This is a genomic window from Serratia liquefaciens (assembly GCF_027594825.1).
Lineage (GTDB): Bacteria > Pseudomonadota > Gammaproteobacteria > Enterobacterales > Enterobacteriaceae > Serratia > Serratia liquefaciens_A.
The window spans coordinates 4804810-4824023 of record NZ_CP088930.1 but is presented as its reverse complement, the minus strand read 5'-3'; the positions used below and the strand labels follow the sequence as shown (position 1 = coordinate 4824023).

Annotated in this window: 17 protein-coding genes; 9 read left to right on the top strand and 8 right to left on the bottom strand. The window is 54.3% G+C overall.

Annotated elements, in window-relative coordinates; genetic code table 11:
* Positions 1-30 precede the first annotated feature (30 nt).
* Positions 31-489: a methylglyoxal synthase gene (locus LQ945_RS22175; protein WP_020826178.1), complete on the top strand. Its 459-nt coding sequence runs from the start codon at positions 31-33 to the stop codon at positions 487-489.
* Positions 490-522: 33 nt separating this feature from the next.
* Here LQ945_RS22175 and helD read toward each other — a convergent pair whose 3' ends face one another.
* Complete coding sequence (gene helD / locus LQ945_RS22170; RefSeq protein ID WP_269933875.1) at positions 523-2577, bottom strand: DNA helicase IV; 2055 nt, start codon at positions 2575-2577, stop codon at positions 523-525.
* A gap of 166 nt (positions 2578-2743) precedes the next feature.
* Here helD and LQ945_RS22165 point away from each other — a divergent pair, with 166 nt between their 5' ends.
* Entirely contained in the window at positions 2744-3196 is a 453-nt protein-coding gene (locus tag LQ945_RS22165; RefSeq protein WP_044549611.1) for a YccF domain-containing protein, read from the top strand.
* Positions 3197-3222: 26 nt separating this feature from the next.
* Positions 3223-5358 (top strand): YccS family putative transporter, encoded by a 2136-nt coding sequence (yccS, locus tag LQ945_RS22160; protein ID WP_270101745.1) that lies wholly within the window; start codon positions 3223-3225, stop codon positions 5356-5358.
* Here the strand turns inward: yccS and LQ945_RS22155 are convergent, their stop codons facing one another.
* Complete coding sequence (locus LQ945_RS22155; protein ID WP_262240027.1) at positions 5359-6018, bottom strand: TfoX/Sxy family DNA transformation protein; 660 nt, start codon at positions 6016-6018, stop codon at positions 5359-5361. It lies immediately after the preceding gene.
* Between the two features lie 232 nt (positions 6019-6250).
* Here LQ945_RS22155 and sulA point away from each other — a divergent pair, with 232 nt between their 5' ends.
* Together sulA and ompA are read left to right on the top strand one after the other, a co-directional pair.
* Complete coding sequence (sulA, locus tag LQ945_RS22150; RefSeq protein ID WP_270101744.1) at positions 6251-6757, top strand: SOS-induced cell division inhibitor SulA; 507 nt, start codon at positions 6251-6253, stop codon at positions 6755-6757.
* Between the two features lie 358 nt (positions 6758-7115).
* Positions 7116-8192 (top strand): porin OmpA, encoded by a 1077-nt coding sequence (gene ompA, locus LQ945_RS22145; protein WP_020826172.1) that lies wholly within the window; start codon positions 7116-7118, stop codon positions 8190-8192.
* A 108-nt stretch (positions 8193-8300) separates the two neighbouring features.
* Here ompA and matP read toward each other — a convergent pair whose 3' ends face one another.
* Positions 8301-8759, bottom strand: coding sequence for a macrodomain Ter protein MatP (matP, locus tag LQ945_RS22140; RefSeq protein WP_044549607.1), 459 nt, complete (start codon positions 8757-8759; stop codon positions 8301-8303).
* A gap of 209 nt (positions 8760-8968) precedes the next feature.
* Here matP and LQ945_RS22135 point away from each other — a divergent pair, with 209 nt between their 5' ends.
* From LQ945_RS22135 to fabF, 4 genes are all read left to right on the top strand, one after another.
* Positions 8969-10720, top strand: coding sequence for an AAA family ATPase (locus LQ945_RS22135; RefSeq protein WP_197022760.1), 1752 nt, complete (start codon positions 8969-8971; stop codon positions 10718-10720).
* 68 nt (positions 10721-10788) lie between these two features.
* Entirely contained in the window at positions 10789-11307 is a 519-nt protein-coding gene (gene fabA, locus LQ945_RS22130) for a bifunctional 3-hydroxydecanoyl-ACP dehydratase/trans-2-decenoyl-ACP isomerase (RefSeq protein ID WP_012006178.1), read from the top strand.
* 129 nt (positions 11308-11436) lie between these two features.
* Entirely contained in the window at positions 11437-11964 is a 528-nt protein-coding gene (locus LQ945_RS22125) for a winged helix-turn-helix transcriptional regulator (RefSeq protein ID WP_270101743.1), read from the top strand.
* Positions 11961-13235, top strand: coding sequence for a beta-ketoacyl-ACP synthase II (gene fabF, locus LQ945_RS22120; RefSeq protein ID WP_270101742.1), 1275 nt, complete (start codon positions 11961-11963; stop codon positions 13233-13235). The genes LQ945_RS22125 and fabF overlap by 4 nt, the downstream gene beginning before the upstream one ends.
* 64 nt (positions 13236-13299) lie before the next feature.
* Here fabF and rmf read toward each other — a convergent pair whose 3' ends face one another.
* The 5 genes from rmf to LQ945_RS22095 all read right to left on the bottom strand — a co-directional run bounded on the left by rmf (position 13300) and on the right by LQ945_RS22095 (position 19211).
* Entirely contained in the window at positions 13300-13470 is a 171-nt protein-coding gene (rmf, locus tag LQ945_RS22115; protein ID WP_071827009.1) for a ribosome modulation factor, read from the bottom strand.
* A gap of 271 nt (positions 13471-13741) precedes the next feature.
* Positions 13742-14299 carry a membrane integrity-associated transporter subunit PqiC gene (pqiC, locus tag LQ945_RS22110; protein WP_044549599.1) on the bottom strand — a complete coding sequence of 186 codons (558 nt, stop codon included), beginning with the start codon at positions 14297-14299 and terminating at the stop codon, positions 13742-13744.
* Positions 14296-15939 carry an intermembrane transport protein PqiB gene (gene pqiB / locus LQ945_RS22105; RefSeq protein ID WP_270101741.1) on the bottom strand — a complete coding sequence of 548 codons (1644 nt, stop codon included), beginning with the start codon at positions 15937-15939 and terminating at the stop codon, positions 14296-14298. Before pqiB ends, pqiC begins: the two co-directional genes overlap by 4 nt.
* Positions 15926-17233, bottom strand: a complete 1308-nt coding sequence (gene pqiA, locus LQ945_RS22100; protein ID WP_270101740.1) for a membrane integrity-associated transporter subunit PqiA — start codon at positions 17231-17233, stop codon at positions 15926-15928. The genes pqiB and pqiA overlap by 14 nt, the downstream gene beginning before the upstream one ends.
* A 73-nt stretch (positions 17234-17306) precedes the next feature.
* Entirely contained in the window at positions 17307-19211 is a 1905-nt protein-coding gene (locus LQ945_RS22095; RefSeq protein WP_270101739.1) for an ABC transporter ATP-binding protein, read from the bottom strand.
* Between the last annotated feature and the right edge of the window lie 3 nt (positions 19212-19214).

Here is a 19214-nt window from a genome sequence, read left to right as displayed (position 1 = left end):
CACATCCCCTGATTAGCGAAGGACATCGAGATGGAATTTACTACCCGCACTATCGCCGCGCGCAAACACATTGCGCTGGTGGCGCACGATCACCGTAAACAAGCCCTGCTTGCCTGGGTTGAAGAAAACAAATCTGTCCTTGAACACCATCAACTGTATGCCACCGGCACTACCGGTAACCTGATCCAGCGTGCCAGCGGCATTCCGGTGCAGAGCATGTTAAGCGGCCCGATGGGAGGCGATCAGCAGGTTGGCGCGCTGATTGCCGAAGGCAAAATCGATATGCTGATCTTCTTTTGGGATCCGCTCAATGCGGTTCCCCACGATCCGGATGTGAAAGCCCTGCTGCGTCTGGCGACGGTTTGGAACATTCCCGTCGCCACCAACCGCTCAACGGCGGATTTCCTGATCGATTCTTCGCTCTTCAAACGTGAAGTGGAAATCGCCATTCCTGACTATCAGCGCTATTTGCAGGATCGCCTGAAGTAACGCTCGCGGCCTGGTTTCCGCCAGGCCTTAAGCTTAAGGCTTCTTCTGTGCAGGAACGCCGAGATCCTGCAGTTGTTCAACAAAGACCGACGGACGTTCACGATCCTGCAGTAACCAGACCTGATGCTTGGCGCGAGTCAGCGCGACATACAGTAGTCGCCGCTCCTCGGCATCCGGGAAATCTTCCGGCTGCGGCAACAAAACATCCTCCAATACCGACTCACGCGCAACCGCCGGAAAACCGTCGCTGCCTTGGTGCAAACCGGCGATGATTACGTACTCCGCCTGCTGCCCTTTACTGGCGTGAATGGTCATAAACTCGAGGGTCAGTTTTGGCCAGCGGGTCGCCGCCTTTGCCAGCGCCTGCGGTTTCAAATGGTGGTAGCGCGCCAGCACCAGAATGCGCTCATCCGGCTTGGCATAACCGCTCAGCTTGTCCAACAGATTTTCAAGCTGCTCATTCGGTAATAAAACCACCGATTTCTTATTGCCCTTGCTCAGGCTGTTCAACGGTTTTTTCAGCTGATGCGGGTTCTGTTGCACAAAACGGTTCGCGATCTCACCGATACGATCGTTGAAACGGTAAGTGGTATCGAGTGCACATTGGGCACCTTCGCCAAAGTTTTCGGCAAAGGCGGTGGTCAACGTCAGCTCGGCCCCGCTGAAGCGGTAAATGGCCTGCCAATCGTCACCCACCGCAAACAGGCAGGTTTGTTTATTTTGTTTACGCAACGCCGCCAGCAATTGCGCACGCTGGGGTGAAATGTCCTGAAACTCGTCCACCAGGATGTGCTTCCACGGGCTGACGAACCGACCTTTCTCCAAAATATTGACCGCCTGATGGATCAGGCCTGAGAAGTCCACCGCCCCTTCCTCTTTCAGCGCTCCTTTCCAGGCCTTGAGCAAAGGCGCCATCAAGCGAATGCGTTTTGAGAACAGGTCACGGATCTCTTCATCCGCCTGTTCGATCATTTCCGCCTGGCTACCGCCGTGCATGCGCATCAGGCCCAACCAGCGTTCTAGCCTGCCGGCCAGCCGCTCCGCCAGGCGCTTGTCCTGCCAAAAATCGCCTTCGGGCACTTCCCATTCCAACTCTTCTATCAACCATTGACGCCAGCCTTTGGCCTGGGCTTTTTTTTCTGCGCACTGCTGCTGCCAATGGGCAATCAGCAAAGCTCGCCGGGCCTTGCTGTCGGTTTCCAGTTTACTGATTGCCGGCACCTTGCGGTTGCCCTGTTGGATAATCTGCAGCGCCAGCGCATGGAAGGTTTTGGCCTGGATGGCCACGCCGCCCAGCCGCTCCTGAATACGTTCGTTCATCTCTTCCGCCGCCTGGCGACCGAATGCCAACAGCAGTATTTGTCCGGGTTCAGCCTCCTGACGACGCAGCAGCCAACCTGCGCGCGCCACCAATACCGAGGTTTTTCCGCTGCCCGCGCCGGCCAATACCAACACCGAGTCTTCACCGTTAACTACGGCGCGACTTTGCGAATCGTTCAGCGGTGAGCTTTCTATGCTCTGGAAGAAATCCTGATGCGTCTCCAGCATCCGTTCGGTCCACTGCCGGTTACGCTGATCCACGCTTGGCAACCCGTGCTGCAGCCATTGGCGGCAGAGTTGATAATCTTCCCGACAGTTGTCAAATCCCTCCAGCCGTGCAACCGGCATTGGCAAAGCACCGAAAGACTGGCGAATCTGTTGCTGCAATTTGCCCAGTTCGGATTTCTTAAACCACTTATCCTGCTGCTCAATACGCTGAATATGTTCGACCTGTTGCTGCAAAACGCCGGCGCTGACTTCGCTCATCTCCGCGCTCCATTGCTGCCAGGCCTGCTGGAGATAATGATAGAAACGCTGAGTTTCCTGCCATTCAGTCCCGTGCAGGCGCACCACTTTTTCATCCGGCAGCTCAAACTCCAGCTCACCCCAGACAATGCCACGCTTGCATCTAACCTGAATCAACTGATTGAAAGGAATCAGATATTCATGCTTTTCACCGCTCACCTCGACCCCGGCGTGCAGCAACCGCACACGGTTATAAGGATGCTGAGCCAGGTGTTTCCCCAGCGATGTCGCTTTAAGTTCCATATCTTCGCGCCATGACTATGTTGAGATTAAATAACGGATATCTGCCAGTTTACCTGCGATAAGCAGTGGCACTCTAGCGCTAAAAAAAGGGTAGAATAGATTTTGCGTTTTGATAGCAAACGCAACCGCATCGCGGTTTGGCCATCATTAGAGCAGAATGACGACTATGCGTACTGTACTGAATATTCTTAATTTTGTGTTGGGCGGCTTTTTCACCACCCTGGGCTGGTTGATCGCAACGGTGTTTAGCGTAGTGCTGATCATCACCCTGCCACTGACCCGCTCCTGCTGGGAGATCACCAAGCTGTCGCTGCTGCCGTTCGGCAACGAAGCGATTCACGTTAATGAACTGTATCCCGAAAAAAGTAATGTGCTGCTTTCCGCCAGTGGCTCGCTGCTGAATATTGTCTGGTTGATCCTGTTCGGCTGGTGGCTCTGCCTGTCGCATATCGCCGCCGGTATTGTGCAGTGTGTAACTATTATTGGCATTCCGGTGGGCATTGCCAATTTCAAAATCGCCGCCATTGCCCTGTGGCCGGTTGGGCGGCGCGTTGTCTCAGTAGAAATGGCGCAACAGGCCAGAACTGAAAATGCCCGTCGTCAGTATCAGCAGCGTTAATTTTTTCTCCGCCCGAGGAGTTTTTTGTGCTCTCTTTTGCACCAGCAATACGTCGTTATGCCTACAACAGCAACCTGCTTTATGACCTGCGTATTTTTATTGCGCTGGCCGGCGCAGCCGCCGTTCCCTGGTGGCTCGGTATTCCGAAACTCACCATTCCCCTGACGCTGGGGGTGGTGGCTGCGGCGTTGACCGATTTGGACGACCGCCTGACCGGCAGACTTCGCAACTTGCTGATCACGCTGGTGTGCTTTTTTGTTGCCTCCGCCTCCATTGAACTGCTGTTTCCTTACCCCTGGCTGTTCGCTCTCGGCCTGACGACCTCCACCTGCTGCTTTATTTTGTTAGGTGCTCTGGGGCAACGTTACGCCACCATTGCATTTGGCGCCTTGCTGATCGCGGTTTACACCATGCTCGGCGCCTCGATGTATGACGCCTGGTATCAGCAGCCTATGCTGCTGATCATCGGTGCGCTGTGGTACAACCTGCTGACGTTGATAGGTCATTTGATCTTCCCTATCCGTCCTTTACAGGAAAACCTGGCGCGTTGTTACGACCAGTTGGCCAATTATCTGGACGCCAAAGCCAACCTGTTTGATCCCGACGCCGAACAGGATGCAGACCTGCCCTGGATGGACGTTGCCATGGCCAACAGCACGCTGGTGACCATCCTTAATCAAACCAAGGCTTCATTGCTGACGCGGTTAAAAGGCGATCGCGGCCAGCGAGGCACCCGCCGGACACTGCATTATTACTTCGTTGCGCAGGACATCCATGAACGTGCCAGCTCCGCACACGTTCAATACCAGGCGCTAAGCCGACAATTCCGTCATAGCGATATCCTGTTCCGCTTTCAGCGCTTGCTCAGCATGCAGGCTCGCGCTTGCCAACAGTTGGCCCAGTCGATTTTGATGCGGCAAAAGTATCAGCACAACCTTCGCTTCGAACCAGCCTTTGGCCGCATTGATGAAGCTTTAGCTCGCATTACGCTTACCTCGGAAAATCGGGAATTAACCAAGGCGCTTTCGCACCTGTTGAAAAATTTGCGCGCGATTGACGCACAGCTGGCAAATATTGAATCCGAACAGGCATTGGCCAACGGCCAGGTGGAAGAGAACAGCCTGTCGGATGATCGGCTCACCGGCTGGAGCGATATTCGCTTGCGCATCAGCCGCCATCTGACGCCGCAATCGGCCTTGTTCCGCCATGCCATTCGCATGTCTGTGGTGCTGTGTATTGGTTATGCCTTTATTCAATTTACCGGCATGCAGCATGGCTATTGGATCCTGTTAACCAGCCTGTTTGTTTGCCAACCCAACTACAACGCCACCCGCCGCAGGCTGGCATTGAGGATAATCGGCACACTGGCCGGTATTCTTGTCGGGCTGCCCATCCTCTATTTTGTGCCCTCGGTGGAAGGTCAACTGGTGCTGATTGTGATTAGCGGCGTTTTGTTTTTCGCTTTTCGCACCGTGCAATATGCACATGCCACGATGTTTATCACCCTGTTGGTATTGCTGTGCTTTAACCTGCTGGGCGAAGGTTTCGAAGTCGCCGCGCCACGCGTTTATGACACGCTGCTGGGCTGCGCCATCGCCTGGGCCGCAGTCAGCTTTATCTGGCCAGACTGGAAGTTCCGGCAATTACCCACGGTGGTCAGCAAGACGCTGAACGCCAATTGCCGTTATCTGGATGCCATTTTAGTGCAATACCATCAGGGGAAAGACAACGGCCTTGCCTATCGTATCGCTCGTCGGGATGCGCACAACAGTGACGCGGAGCTGGCATCGGTGATTTCAAATATGTCTGCCGATCCCAAGGCCAATAAAGACGTTCAGGATGCAGCTTTCCGTCTGCTGTGTTTGAACCACACCTTATTGAGTTATATCTCTGCGTTGGGGGCACACCGTGAACGCCTGAATAATACTGCGACCCTGGATCTGCTGAATGATGCTGTCTGTTATGTCGATGGTGCCCTGCATCAAGAAGAACAGGACAGTGGGCGCATCACTCAGGCGTTGGAAAGCCTGGCTGAACGAATTCAACACGCGGCGCCGGAACCGGAAAGCAAAGATCAATTGGTGTTGCAGCAGATTGGGCTGGTGATTGAGCTCTTGCCGGAACTCACGATGCTGAATGCGCAAATAGGTAAATCGGCATAATCATTCGGGGCCTTTCGTCAGGCCCCGGACTCTTGGGTTATGGCCGTGGCTAAGCAACATCATGGTACGCTCAAACCAGTGTGTCAGCTCGCTACGTAATTCCGAAGGCAAAGCGGCGTGATGATAGCCGGCAATGGCCCCGCCCAACGAAAGCAGCACCCGCAACCCTAAATTTTTTTGCTGCTGCAATAACCGAAGATAACTGCGCTTGGCCCCGTTTAAGCGCAAATCATAAACATTACGAATACCGACTCGCCACAGCAAACGTTCCATGTTGATGTCGATATTCGGTAAGGTTTTTAACCGACTCTGGTTGTCCGCTTTAACCTCTAGCTCCCGGCGCGCTTCACGAATGGCCTGCCAGGCTAACCCAACCAACTCATCCCTATCACGCCACAAGGTCTCATCTACCCAGTAATAGCGCATAGTGATTGGCACACCGCGTTTGGAGTAAACCATATTGACCATGCCGCGTGAGCGAAAGACCGATTCCAGCCCCTCCGTAGCGCGGAGATAAAGTTCTCCTTCAGCGATAACCGCGAACATGATGCCGTCGGCCAGTACCCCATAGCCCCCGAACTGCGAGCGAGTAGCGATAGTGCCTAATGCGCAAAAACAAGCCTTGGCTTGTGCGATCCTTCCCGTTGATTTCCCTTTCATAACGTTCTCCTGGTGTGAGTTTCCGTTCTATCATTTCTCGTATCAATGAAATAAAACTAACGCGAACAAGTAATTAGAAAAATACGCACTATCCATGAGCATGCCAATCACAAAAGTCTGCCGTATAAAAAATGATCGCAATTATGCGAGGTGCTACGAAGATTTGGGTTGATCTTACTGACAACTGGATGTACTGTATAAACATACAGTGACACTACGGGCGGGATACTTTATGCGTACTCAATCACTCTACAAAACCCATTTCAGCCACACCTCTTTTGCGGTGAACAATGCTGCAGAAAACACAGATGCCGGCAACAAAGATGGCCTTATCAGTGAACTTGTTTACAACGAGCATCAGCCCGCAGTGGCGCAACTGCTGCTGCCTTTGCTACAGCAACTGGGCATGCAGTCTCGCTGGTTGTTATGGCTGACCCCACAGCAAAAGCTGAGCAAAAGGTGGCTGCAGCAGTCCGGCCTGCCGGTTGGGAAAGTGGTGCAGCTGAGCCAAATCAGTCCGCTGGACACGGTCGAAGCGATGGAAAAAGCGTTACTGACGGGAAATTACAGTGTCGTACTCGGCTGGCTACCCGATCTTACAGAAGAAGATCGTCTAAAATTAAGACGTGCGGCAGAATTAGGTAACGCTTATGGGTTCATTATGCGTCCTCAGCGTGACATAAACCCGATTCACGGACAGTGTTCCACCCTAAAAATTCACTCTTCTTTGTATCATTAAGTAAATTTAGGATTTTTCCCATCATTTTCATCGTTCTGCAAGGGAACCTTTATGGGATCAGGGGAAAAGCGAGTGCGGCTGCGGTTCCGCGGCCCAAAACGAAGGCTAAATTGCTCGTTTTTTTGCCGGTTAATGTTAGTAAATATGTACGATTCCGCGTTTTTTTTTAGAGCTTTATCACATCACACTTGTAACTTTCGCGCCACGTTGTAGACTTTACATCGCCAAGGTTGCTCTATAACGCCAGATAAACTGGCCGAGTAACAAACGAGGGCTCAAACCTTGGCGAAGGAATTTAACCAAGGGCTTAAAACAGCTTTAAAGCTCATTGCCTATTTGGATGATAACGAGGCGCAAAATGAAAAAGACAGCTATCGCATTAGCAGTGGCACTGGCTGGTTTCGCTACCGTAGCGCAAGCCGCCCCAAAAGATAATACCTGGTACACCGGTGCTAAACTGGGCTGGTCCCAGTACCATGACACTGGTTTCTACGGCAACGGTTACCAGAATGGTATCGGCAATGGTCCGACCCATAAAGATCAACTGGGTGCTGGCGCGTTCCTGGGTTACCAGGCGAACCAATACCTGGGCTTCGAGCTGGGCTATGACTGGCTTGGCCGTATGCCTTACAAAGGCAGCGTGAACAACGGTGCTTTCAAAGCACAGGGCGTTCAACTGGCAGCTAAACTGAGCTACCCAATCATCGACGATCTGGACATCTACACTCGTCTGGGTGGTATGGTATGGCGTGCAGATTCCAAAGCTAACTACGGCAATGGCACTCGTCTGAGCGACCACGACACTGGCGTTTCTCCGCTGGCTGCAGTGGGTGTTGAGTACGCACTGACCAAAAACTGGGCTACTCGCCTGGACTACCAATTCGTTAGCAACATCGGTGATGCAGGTACTGTCGGCGCACGTCCAGACAACACCATGCTGAGCCTGGGTGTTTCTTACCGTTTCGGTCAGGATGATGTTGTTGCTCCAGCACCAGCTCCGGCTCCAGCTCCAGTTGTTGAAACCAAGCGTTTCACTCTGAAGTCTGACGTGCTGTTCAACTTCAACAAATCCACTCTGAAAGCAGAAGGCCAACAGGCTCTGGACCAGCTGTACACTCAGCTGAGCTCCATGGATCCTAAAGATGGTTCTGTTGTAGTTCTGGGTTACACCGACGCCGTTGGTTCTGACCAGTACAACCAGAAACTGTCTGAAAAACGCGCTCAAAGCGTTGTTGATTACCTGGTATCTAAAGGTATTCCTTCAGACAAAATCTCTGCACGTGGTATGGGCGAAGCTGATTCCGTCACTGGTAACACCTGTGGCTACAAAGCTGGCCGTGCTACCAAAGCACAGATCGATTGCCTGGCACCAGATCGTCGCGTAGAGATCGAAGTTAAAGGTATCAAAGACGTTGTAACTCAGCCACAAGGCTAAGCTACCACTCTTAGTAAAAAACCCCGCTATGCGGGGTTTTTTTTCGTTCTAAATCAGCGTAACTGGCAATGTTGCCCCCTTTCACAGGACGGGGACTGACGAGCTGACTTACTGTTCGTCTTTACCGAGAATGGCTTTTAAATCCTGTTTCAGCGATGACATCTGACTGGCATACTTCTCTTTACGTTCCGCATCTTCAATCAGCTGGACCACGGTTTCTGACAAAGTCACACCACGGCGACGAGCCAGACCGGCCAAACGCTGCCAAACCAAAAACTCCAGATCGATAGATTTTTTACGCGTATGTTGGTGTTCTGCGTTAAAATGACGTTTACGCCGCGCGCGGATTGTTTGCTTCATCCGGTTATCCAGCTCCGGATTCATATGGTGGCTGATCCACGTCAGTACTTTAACCGGCTCATTTTCCAGCTTCAGCAGCTCGTCAATGGCTTCCTGAGCAAGGCTGTTTTCGATGTGGCGGGTAATAGTTTCCCCTTCCCGGTGCTTCTTCACCAGGTACTTCCATTTCCAACCGCTCTCCAGATTTTCCAGTTGCTGATATTTCATCGTGAGCTCTTCAGTGACCGCGTAACTTTAATTAAGCATAACAGCTTTACGCCGAATTTCCCCGGCAATTACCCCGTTTTTAGACTGTTTTTTGCACAGTCATCGCACGATGTCAAACTCCCTGACACCAACTACGACTCTGCATGTATCAAGCTGTCATTATTCTTGTATAATCGCCCTTTCCCTTTTTGACGATTGCATCTAACACTTTGACCAATAACCGACTTGAATGGCAATCACTGTTGCCGGACGTTACGCCTTATCAAGCGATATTTGATACCGCCGCGCAGTTGGCGCCCGTGTCCTTTGCTTCCATTCAGCCTCGGCTGGAAAATGCACTGACGCTGTTTTGCCATCCACAGTCGCCATCGCGTTTCATGTTGTTGAAAGCGCAGGAAACGCGTGAGTATCTGGCATTGATTGCCCAGGCAGTTGAACAACTGCAACCGCAGAATACCGCGTTTAAGGGCAGTCACTATGTGATCCAGGGCAGCAAAGTCAGCGTTGAACCCGCCAGTCAGGGTGATGAAGCCTTTGCGGCCGGTGGCGCCTGCGTATTTCAGGAATGGATTGAGCCGGAACAGCTGTTTGGCTGCGTCAGGATCCACAACAATGAAATCAGCTTGCAACCTGGCCTGGTGCATAAAGCCAATGGTGGCGTGCTGATCCTGTCGGCACGCTCCCTGCTGGCTCAGCCGTTACTGTGGCTGCGGTTGAAGCAAATGATCACTCAGCGCCAGTTCCATTGGGTTTCCCCGGATGAAACGCGACCGCTGCCGATTGCCATTCCCCCGATGCCGTTGGAATTACGGCTAATCGTTGTGGGCGATCGCCACGGCCTGGCCGATTTCCATGATATCGAGCCGGAGCTGAGCGAGCAGGCGGTCTACGGCGAATACGAAGAAGATCTGCAACTCACCGAAATCGATGACATGGTGCAGTGGTGTGGCTACGTCAACGCCCTTATCGACGAGAAGCAATTACCATCGCTGGCCGCCGATGCCTGGTACCCGTTAATGGTTCAAGCCGTGCGTCACAGCGGCGATCAAGGCAATCTGCCGCTCTCCCCTCTGTGGATCAGCCAACAACTTTCTGAAGCAGCGCTGTATGCCGAGGAAGAGAGCATCACCGCCAAAGCATTCGAAGCCGCGTTGAATGCCCGCGAGTGGCGTGAAAGCTACCTCGCAGAGCGGATGCAGGATGAAATTGAGCTGGGCCAAATCCTGATTGAAACCGAAGGTGAAGTTGTCGGCCAGATCAACGGCCTGTCGGTGCTGGAATATCCCGGTCACCCGCGCAGCTTTGGCGAGCCTTCTCGTATCAGCTGTGTCGTGCATCTTGGCGATGGCGAATTTACCGACGTCGAACGCAAGGCCGAACTCGGCGGTAATCTGCATGCCAAAGGCATGATGATTATGCAGGCGTTCCTGATTTCAGAACTGGAACTGGACCAGCCGCTGCCCTTCTCGGCTTCAATCGTGTTTGAGCAATCTTACGGCGAAGTGGATGGCGACAGCGCCTCACTGGCTGAGCTGTGCGCACTCATCAGCGCGCTGTCATCGCAGCCGATCACCCAACAGATCGCCGTCACCGGCTCCGTCGACCAATTCGGCAATGTGCAGCCTATTGGCGGCGTCAACGAGAAGATCGAAGGCTTTTTTGAAGTTTGCCAACGTCGCGGTTTGACAGGCAAGCAGGGCATCATCATGCCCGCCACCAACGTGCGCCACCTGTGTCTACGCCAGGACGTAGTCGATGCGGTGCGCGAGGGGCAATTCCATCTGTGGGCCGTCGACAGCGCCGCAGAGGCCTTGCCATTACTCACCGGTTATCCTTACTCTGATGAGCAGCAACCTAATCTGTTGGCTGCCATTCAGGAACGGATTGCCCAGGTGAATCCGCAGGAACGCCGGCGCTGGCCGTGGCCACTTCGTTGGCTCAACTGGTTCAACCACGGCTGATCGGACTTGTTCAGCGTACACGTGTAAGCTAATCTGCGCCCTTCATTAAAATAAGGTTTACTGAGAACATGGTAGAAAAACGCGACTCCTATACGAAAGAAGACCTCGAAGCATCCGGCCGTGGCGAGCTGTTTGGCGCCGGCGGCCCGCCGTTGCCGGCAGGTAACATGTTGATGATGGACCGCGTGGTCAAGATGACCGAAGACGGTGGCACCCACAACAAAGGTTATGTGGAAGCGGAACTGGATATCAATCCGGACCTATGGTTCTTCGGTTGCCACTTTATCGGCGATCCGGTGATGCCGGGCTGCCTGGGTCTGGATGCCATGTGGCAGCTGGTAGGCTTCTACCTCGGCTGGCTGGGTGGCGAAGGTAAAGGCCGCGCGCTGGGCGTGGGTGAAGTTAAATTCACCGGCCAGGTATTGCCGACCGCGAAGAAGGTCACCTACCGTATCAACTTCAAACGCGTGATCATCCGTAAGCTGATTATGGGTGTGGCTGATGGTGAAGTTCTGGTCGATGGCCAGGTGATTTACACCGCCAGCGATCTTAAAGTGGGCCTGTTCAAGGACACTGCTGCGTTCTAATCGCAGTCACGGCGGCCCTTCCCGGTCGCCGTTTATTTTCCCGCCATTATTGTGCTCTGAGCTTTTAAACCTCAGGTTCATGGCGGCTAAATAGTTACTACAATTATTGTAGTTACCAGGAGGTATGCCATGCAGAAAACCCGTTTTGACAACGTGCCATGCCCCGTAGCCCGTTCTCTGGATCGCGTAGGTGAATGGTGGAGCATCCTGATACTGCGTGATACTTTTCAGGGCCTGTCGCGGTTTGATGAGTTTCGGCAAAGCCTGGGGCTTTCACCCACCATATTGACCCGCCGCCTGAAATACCTGGTGGAAAGCGGCATTCTGCATAAGCAGCGATATCAAATCCGGCCAGTGCGGTATGAGTATCTGCTCACCGAACGCGGCAAAGATTTCTTCCCGGTGATTGCGGCCCTACTCCATTGGGGAAATACCCATCTGGCCGATGACGGCATTAGCGCGGAACTGGTCGATCGCCGCACAGGGCAGCCAATACGCCTAGAACTGATCGACAGCATTACCCAGCAGCCTATCGCGCTGCATAATATTACCTTAGCGCCAGGGCCGGCGGCGACCGACGGTATGCGCCAACGCGCGGCCCTGATGCAGCAGAACCTTTCTGCATTCCCCTCAGAATCATCCAAGGAGTCACTATGAACAGTCGTCGTATAGTCATTACCGGCATGGGCGCCGTTTCGCCACTGGGATGCGGCGTAGAGGCTATCTGGCAGCGTTTGCTGAATGGCCAGTCCGGCATTCGTCCGCTCCCGGCAGAGATCGTTGCTGACCTGCAGGTAAAAATCGGTGGGCAGGTGCCTTCGTTGGAACAGGATCCCGAGGCGGGTTTCGACCCCGACAGCGCTGTACCGCCAAAAGACCAAAAGAAAATGGACCGCTTTATTCTGCTGGCGATGGCGGCGGCCGATGAGGCCATTCGTCAGGCAGGTTGGACAGCGGATACGGAAGATAAGCAGGAGCGAACCGCAACCGTGATTGCCTCAGGTATTGGTGGTTTCCCGGCGATTGCTCACGCAGTGCGTACCACCGACAGCCGGGGTGCCAAACGCCTTTCGCCATTTACCATTCCCTCTTTCCTGGTCAATCTGGCGGCCGGTCATGTGTCGATTAAGCACCAGTTCAAAGGCCCGATTGGTGCCCCCGTTACTGCGTGTGCCGCAGGGGTTCAGGCCATCGGCGATGCCGTGCGCATGATTCGTAACGATGAGGCCGATATCGCGCTGTGTGGCGGTACAGAAGCCGCAATCGATACCGTCAGCCTCGGGGGCTTTGCCGCAGCGCGCGCCATGTCCACGACGTCACCTGAAGAGGCAGAAAAAGCCTCTCGGCCTTTCGACAGCGCGCGTAACGGTTTTGTCATGGGGGAAGGTGCCGGCATGCTGGTTATTGAAACGCTGGAACATGCGCTGGCACGCGGCGCCACGCCGCTGGCAGAAATTGTCGGCTACGGTACCAGCGCCGATGCCTACCACATGACCTCCGGTGCTGAAGACGGCGACGGTGCCTATCGCGCAATGAAAATTGCGCTGAAGCAGGCCGGTGTCGCACCGGAGCAAATCCAGCACTTGAATGCCCACGCCACCTCAACACCCGTCGGTGATTTAGGCGAGATCAATGCCATTAAACACCTGTTCGGCACCGGGGGCGGCGTAGCCATCACTTCGACCAAATCGGCTACGGGGCATTTACTCGGCGCTGCGGGCGGGCTGGAAACCATATTTACGGCGCTGGCCCTGCGCGATCAGATCGCACCGGCCACGCTGAATCTGGATAATCCGGACCCGGCAGCCGAGGGGTTGCATTTGGTGGCCAATAAAGCACAACCAATGACCATCGACTACGCGCTGTCGAACGGCTTTGGCTTTGGCGGCGTGAATGCGAGTATCTTGCTGAAACGCTGGCAGGGGTAAGGCTGTTTAAACAAAAACCTCCGCCTGGAGCGGAGGTTATTCCTTTTTTTTGACAGGGAGCCGCTTAAGCGGTCACAGCCCTGTCCTCCATGGCTTCTCGCCAACCTCCCAGCCATTGAGACCGGGCGTCCACAGATGATTGGTAGGGACAATATTCCCTCGAACGCCCTAAAATACCTGCCTGATAACCTCTAGAATGCGCCCTTTCCAGACGATCGCGTTTCTGTCTCTTCATGCCTCGTTTCCCTCATATTTGGTCTGGTGGAAAGAAAACAATGGCTGCTTTTTGTGCAGCCACGTATAAGCAATAGCGCTAAATGAAGGGAAGATCAATGCGCAAAATTCACGCCAATGTCATATTTGTGAGCTACACACGCAGAATTTGCTAAGTGGCTGATATGCCGGGAAAGAGGTTAACCAATTGAAATAAAATAAAAATCCCTCCCGACGAAAAGTTTTAATATTTTTCATCGGAAGGGATTAGACCTTTTTAGTCCAAATTATGACTAAAAACGACCGGCCTGTGAGGCGATGGACTGTGCCTCTTGCTGCCAGCCTTGCGCCAACGTACGGACCAGCGCATCGTAACCATCCTCGCCCTGTTTCAGCTCCAGGCTGAATGGCCGTTTGGTCAGCTTGCCTTGATGACTCAGCACCCATTCGCCACGAATAATCGCCTTGCCATCAAAACGACCATGGAAACCGCTGACCGTCACGTTCAACACGTCCTGATCGCTGCTCATCGGCTGGGAGGACACGACCCAACCCGGTAATGCACTGCTCAGGTTGGTGACCAGCGTTTGCTGCAGTTGCTGATCGAGCGGGCTGGCCCACAGGTTATTCTGGGCAATGACGTACTGCACATCATTGGTCTGATAAACCACGCCGTTCTGCGCCAGATAATCCGCCACGGTGACGTGTTCCAACCACAGTTGGCGAGAAGTCTCACCGCCGCTCACCTGTGTCGGCGCCCCCAGCGCCGGCAGTTGGTAGTAGGTTTTCTGTGGGGTGCTGCTACAGGCGCTGAGTACCAACGCCAGGGCTACCGGAATCCATTTCATCATTTGTTGGCCTTCTTCGGCTGAGGATCGTTACTGCCCGCGGCTTCAAACACCAGCGCGTTGCTCTTTTCGTTCAAGGTACGCAACACGGGCTGCAGTTCACGCAGCACCTGATCGAGGCGTTGCATATCGCCGACCATCTTGTTGTAGGCCGGTGAACCTGGCTGGAAGCCTTTCATGCTGCGATTCAGTTCCTGCAGCGTTTTTTGCATATCCTGCGGCAGCGCCTTCATCTCTTTGCTGGCGATGATGTCGTTCAACGATTGCATGGTCTGCTGCGTCGACTTCATGGTCTTCTGGCTTTCCGCCAGGGTTTTGGTCGCTTCATTGATCATCGGATTCAATGGCATCGAGTTGATCTTATCCAACGTCTGCATCAGTTTCTGTTGGATCTGCGCCAAACCGCCGCTGGTGGTCGGCATCAACGGATAACCGAACAGCTCACGCGGCCCCTTCCAGGCTTTCTCTTGCGGATAGAAATCCAGATCGATATACAGGGAGCCGGTTAGCAGGTTGGCGGACTTCAGAGAAGCGCGCATACCGCGTGATTCAGCATCTTTCAGGTGGCCTTCAATATCGAAATTACCGCCCAACTGCTTCTGGAAACGATCCGGTTCAATGCGGATCAGCACCGGAATACGGTAATCGTTATCCAGCCGCTGCATCATACCCTCTTTGTAGAATGGCACTTGCGCCACGGTCCCCAAACGGATACCGCGGAACTCGACAGGCGCTCCCGGCTGCAGGCCGCGAATCGAATCCGAGAAGAACATCAGGTAATCTTTGTGCACGGTGTACAGCGAATCCTGGATGCTGCGTTGGTTATCAAACAGCTGATATTCCGTCTTCTCTTTCACCTGCTCGCCACGATCCCAACCGTCCGGCACGTCAAAACTGACGCCGCCGCTGAACAGCGTAGCCAGAGATCCCATTTCTACCCGCATGCCCTGCGCGGACATGTCGAAGGCCACGCCGCTGTCTTTCCAGAAGCGAACGTTGCTGGTCACCAGTTGGTCGTAAGGAGCGGAGACAAACAGCTGATAGCGCATGGCGCGCATCTTGGGATCAAAATAGCTGGTCTCTACCGAGCCGACACGGTAACCACGGAACAGCACCGGATCGCCGGCATTCAGCTGGCCGGACTTTTCGCTGTCCAGGACGATGCGCAACCCTTTGGCATCCGGGGAAGCCAACGGCGGTGCATCCAGCAGTTGGTAATCGTTTTTCTCTTTGCCTTTTTTGCCCGGCTGCAGCTCGATGTAAGCACCAGACAGCAAGGTACCCAGACCGGAAATGCCTTCACGGCCAATCTGCGGTTTCACCACCCAGAAGGCGGTATCCTCGCGCAGCAATTTCTCCATGCCGGAGTTTAGCCGGGCCTGCACCACCACCTTGCTCAGGTCGTCGCTCAGGTTCACGGTCTCCACCACGCCGACGTCGACGCTGCGGCTGGTGATTTTGGTTTTACCCGCTTCCAGGCCTTCGGCTGTGGTGGTGACCAGCGTCACCTGCGGCCCCTGGTGGCTGAAATGGTAAAACAGGATCCAGGCGCCGATCAGCGCAGTGACGATGGGGATAATCCACACCGGCGACCAGCGCTTGATCTTTTCAACGTCCGCGACGCTATGATTATTTTCCGTCACCTTGCGGCTCCTTTTTTATTGTTTCATTTACGCGATCCCAGGACAGTCGGGGATCAAACGTCATGGCAGCAAACATAGTGAGGATCACCACCATGGCGAACAGCAGCGCGCCAGTAGCAGGATAAATGCTCATCAATTGTCCCATCCGTACCAACGCCGAAAGTACGGCGATTACAAACACATCGATCATCGACCAGCGGCCGACGAATTCAACCACTTCATAAATCAGGTGCATCCTTTCGCTGTCGGCCCGGGGTTTATGCTTGCCGTTGGCATCCCAGCACAACCAGCCAATCGCCAACATTTTCAACGAAGGCACCATGATGCTGGCGATAAAGATCACCATCGCCACCGGATAAGATCCTTCGCCCCACAGCAGTATCACCCCGGCCATGATGGTAGAAGTAATTTTATTGCCCAGCGCCTCGGTGACCATAATAGGCAGCAGATTAGCCGGAATATACAGCATGATCGAGGTGACAAGCAGTGCCAATGTCCATTGCACACTGTGGCGGCGACGGACATAACCTTTGGTGTGGCAACGCGGGCAATGGGTCATCTCCGCCGGCAGAATCGCCGTACAGCATTGGCAAGAGCGCAAGCCCTGGCGCAACCCGATGTGCCCTACTTTCATGGGGCGGTCGAGCCGCGGCGCCGGTTCAATGTCATTCCATAGCCAGCGGCGATCCACACACTGGAAGGCGCGCACCTGCAGCAGGCAAAACAGGCAGTAAGGCACAAAGCTGCTGCCGATGCCGATATCGCCATAGGCCATCAGCTTAACGAAGCTGACCAGCACCCCCGCGAGGAAAATTTCGACCATGCACCAGGTTTTAAACTGGAACAGCATCTTGGCCATCCACTCTTTCAGGCCAAGGGGCATGCGCACTCTGGCACACAGCACAATGATCGCCACCATGCAGAATGCCGGGATCAACTGCACGAACACCATAAACAGCGTAGCCATGCTGGCGTAATCTTCCGCCACCATCACCTGCGGGATCTGGATCAGTTTGATTTCGTTACCGAGACCGGCAACGCGCATATTGATAAACGGGAAAATATTCGCCAGCAGCAGCATAAACAATGCGCTGAGGGCATAGCCGATTGGCCGCTTGCGGGGTTCCTGCCAGCGGGAGCTGAGGGTCGTTTTACAACGCGGGCATACCGCTTTCGAACCGTATGCCAGCGGCGGCAACGCCACCAACATGTCGCATTGTGGACACAGCATCAGATTGTCCTGTTGCTGTGTTGCGTGACTGTGCTGCTCGTGATTCTCGTGGGAACACACCATAATCCTCCTTAACAACGTCGCTCACCGGTACGACAATACCGCCCGCAGCAGCGCGCGGACGGTATCTCAACGGTTAGCCGTTCTTCATCGCTTCCAACTCTTCCCAACGGGCGAAGGCTTCTTCCAATGTCCCTTCGGCGGTGGCCAGCGCGGTCAGCACCTGCTGTGTTTCGCTGTGAGGACGCGTGAAGAAGTCAGCATCGCTCATTTGCGCCTGCAGCGCTTCAATTTCCGCTTCCAGTTGTTCAAGGCGTTGCGGCAACTGTTCCAGCTCGCGTAACAAGTTATAGCTCAGTTTAGCCGCCGGTTTCTTGGACTGTTCAGCCTTTTTCTCCGCCGCCGGCTTGTTCTGTTCCGCCGCGACCTGACGGATAGGTTTTGCCGTTGCGCGCTGGTGGTGCGCATCGTAATAACCGCCTACGAAGGTGCTGATCTCGCCGTTGCCTTCAAAGATCCAGCACTCGGTCACGGAGTTGTCGACGAATTGACGATCGTGGCTTACCAACAGCACGGTGCCCTGATAGCCGTCGATCAGCTCTTCCAGCAACTCCAGCGTTTCGACGTCAAGATCGTTGGTTGGTTCATCGAGAATCAACAAGTTACTTGGCTTCAGGAACAGCTTGGCCAGCAACAGACGGTTACGCTCACCGCCGGACAACGCTTTCACCGGAGTCATGGCGCGTTTCGGATGGAACAGGAAGTCCTGCAAATAGCCGAGCACGTGGCGAGAGCGGCCGTTGACCATCACTTCCTGCTTGCCTTCTGCCAGGTTGTCCATCACCGTACGTTCCGGATCCAGTTCGGCGCGGTGCTGATCGAAATAGGCCACTTCAAGCTTGGTGCCGCAGTGTACGCGACCGCTGTCGGCCTTTAACTGGCCAAGCATCAGCTTCAGCAAGGTCGTTTTGCCGCAGCCGTTCGGCCCCACCAGGGCAATCTTGTCGCCGCGCTGCACCTGGGCGGAGAAATTGCGCACCAGCACTTTGCCGCCGACCTGATAATTGACGTCTTCCATCTCGAACACAATCTTGCCGGAGCGTACCGCTTCTTCAACCTGCATTTTGGCGGTGCCCATCACCTCACGACGTTCTGAACGCTCGTTACGTAACGCCTTCAGCGCACGTACGCGGCCTTCGTTACGCGTACGACGCGCCTTGATGCCCTGACGGATCCACACTTCTTCCTGCGCCAGTTTGCGGTCGAATTCAGCGTTTTGCAGCTCTTCTACCCGCAGCGCTTCTTCTTTGCTCAGCAGATACAGATCATAATTGCCCGGCCAGGACACCAGCTTGCCACGGTCGAGATCGACAATGCGCGTCGCCATGTTGCGGATAAAGGAACGGTCGTGGGAAATGAACACGATGCTGCCCTGGAACTCTTTCAGGAAGCCTTCCAGCCAGTCAATGGTGGTAATGTCCAGGTGGTTGGTCGGTTCGTCCAGCAGCAATACGCGTGGAGAACTGACCAGCGCGCGCCCCAGCGCCGCTTTACGCAGCCAACCGCCGGAAAGCGAGGAAAGCTCCGCGTCCCCGTTCAGGCCCAGCTGCAACAGCACTTCGCTGATGCGGCTGTCGAGTTGCCAAAGCCCCTGGTGATCGAGGATCTCCATAATCTGCGCCATACGCGTCAGGTTTTTTTCGCTCGGATCGGTTTCCACCAGGTGCGAAATCGCGTGATAGGCCTTCAGGTGTTCCGCCTGTTCGGCCACGCCTTCGGCCACGAAATCGAAGACTGTCCCGCCGATATTGCGCGGTGGATCCTGTTGCAGACGCGCAACGATCAGATCTTGCTCGTAAATCACCCGACCATCGTCCAGCGGAATTTCTTTACCGAGGATCTTCAGCAGCGTTGATTTACCGGCACCATTACGCCCAACCAGACAGACGCGTTCGTTGTCTTCAATATGAATTTCGGTGTTATCTAAAAGCGGCGCATCGCTGAATGACAGCCAGGCACCGGACATGCTAATTAACGACATAGT

Coding starts and splice junctions, on each gene's coding strand:
- LQ945_RS22175 (WP_020826178.1), top strand. CDS start 31: ATGGAATTTACTACCCGCACTATCGCCGCGCGCAAACACATTGCGCTG.
- helD (WP_269933875.1), bottom strand. CDS start 2,577: ATGGAACTTAAAGCGACATCGCTGGGGAAACACCTGGCTCAGCATCCT.
- LQ945_RS22165 (WP_044549611.1), top strand. CDS start 2,744: ATGCGTACTGTACTGAATATTCTTAATTTTGTGTTGGGCGGCTTTTTC.
- LQ945_RS22155 (WP_262240027.1), bottom strand. CDS start 6,018: ATGAAAGGGAAATCAACGGGAAGGATCGCACAAGCCAAGGCTTGTTTT.
- sulA (WP_270101744.1), top strand. CDS start 6,251: ATGCGTACTCAATCACTCTACAAAACCCATTTCAGCCACACCTCTTTT.
- ompA (WP_020826172.1), top strand. CDS start 7,116: ATGAAAAAGACAGCTATCGCATTAGCAGTGGCACTGGCTGGTTTCGCT.
- matP (WP_044549607.1), bottom strand. CDS start 8,759: ATGAAATATCAGCAACTGGAAAATCTGGAGAGCGGTTGGAAATGGAAG.
- fabA (WP_012006178.1), top strand. CDS start 10,789: ATGGTAGAAAAACGCGACTCCTATACGAAAGAAGACCTCGAAGCATCC.
- LQ945_RS22125 (WP_270101743.1), top strand. CDS start 11,437: ATGCAGAAAACCCGTTTTGACAACGTGCCATGCCCCGTAGCCCGTTCT.
- fabF (WP_270101742.1), top strand. CDS start 11,961: ATGAACAGTCGTCGTATAGTCATTACCGGCATGGGCGCCGTTTCGCCA.
- rmf (WP_071827009.1), bottom strand. CDS start 13,470: ATGAAGAGACAGAAACGCGATCGTCTGGAAAGGGCGCATTCTAGAGGT.
- pqiC (WP_044549599.1), bottom strand. CDS start 14,299: ATGATGAAATGGATTCCGGTAGCCCTGGCGTTGGTACTCAGCGCCTGT.
- pqiA (WP_270101740.1), bottom strand. CDS start 17,233: ATGGTGTGTTCCCACGAGAATCACGAGCAGCACAGTCACGCAACACAG.
- LQ945_RS22095 (WP_270101739.1), bottom strand. CDS start 19,211: ATGTCGTTAATTAGCATGTCCGGTGCCTGGCTGTCATTCAGCGATGCG.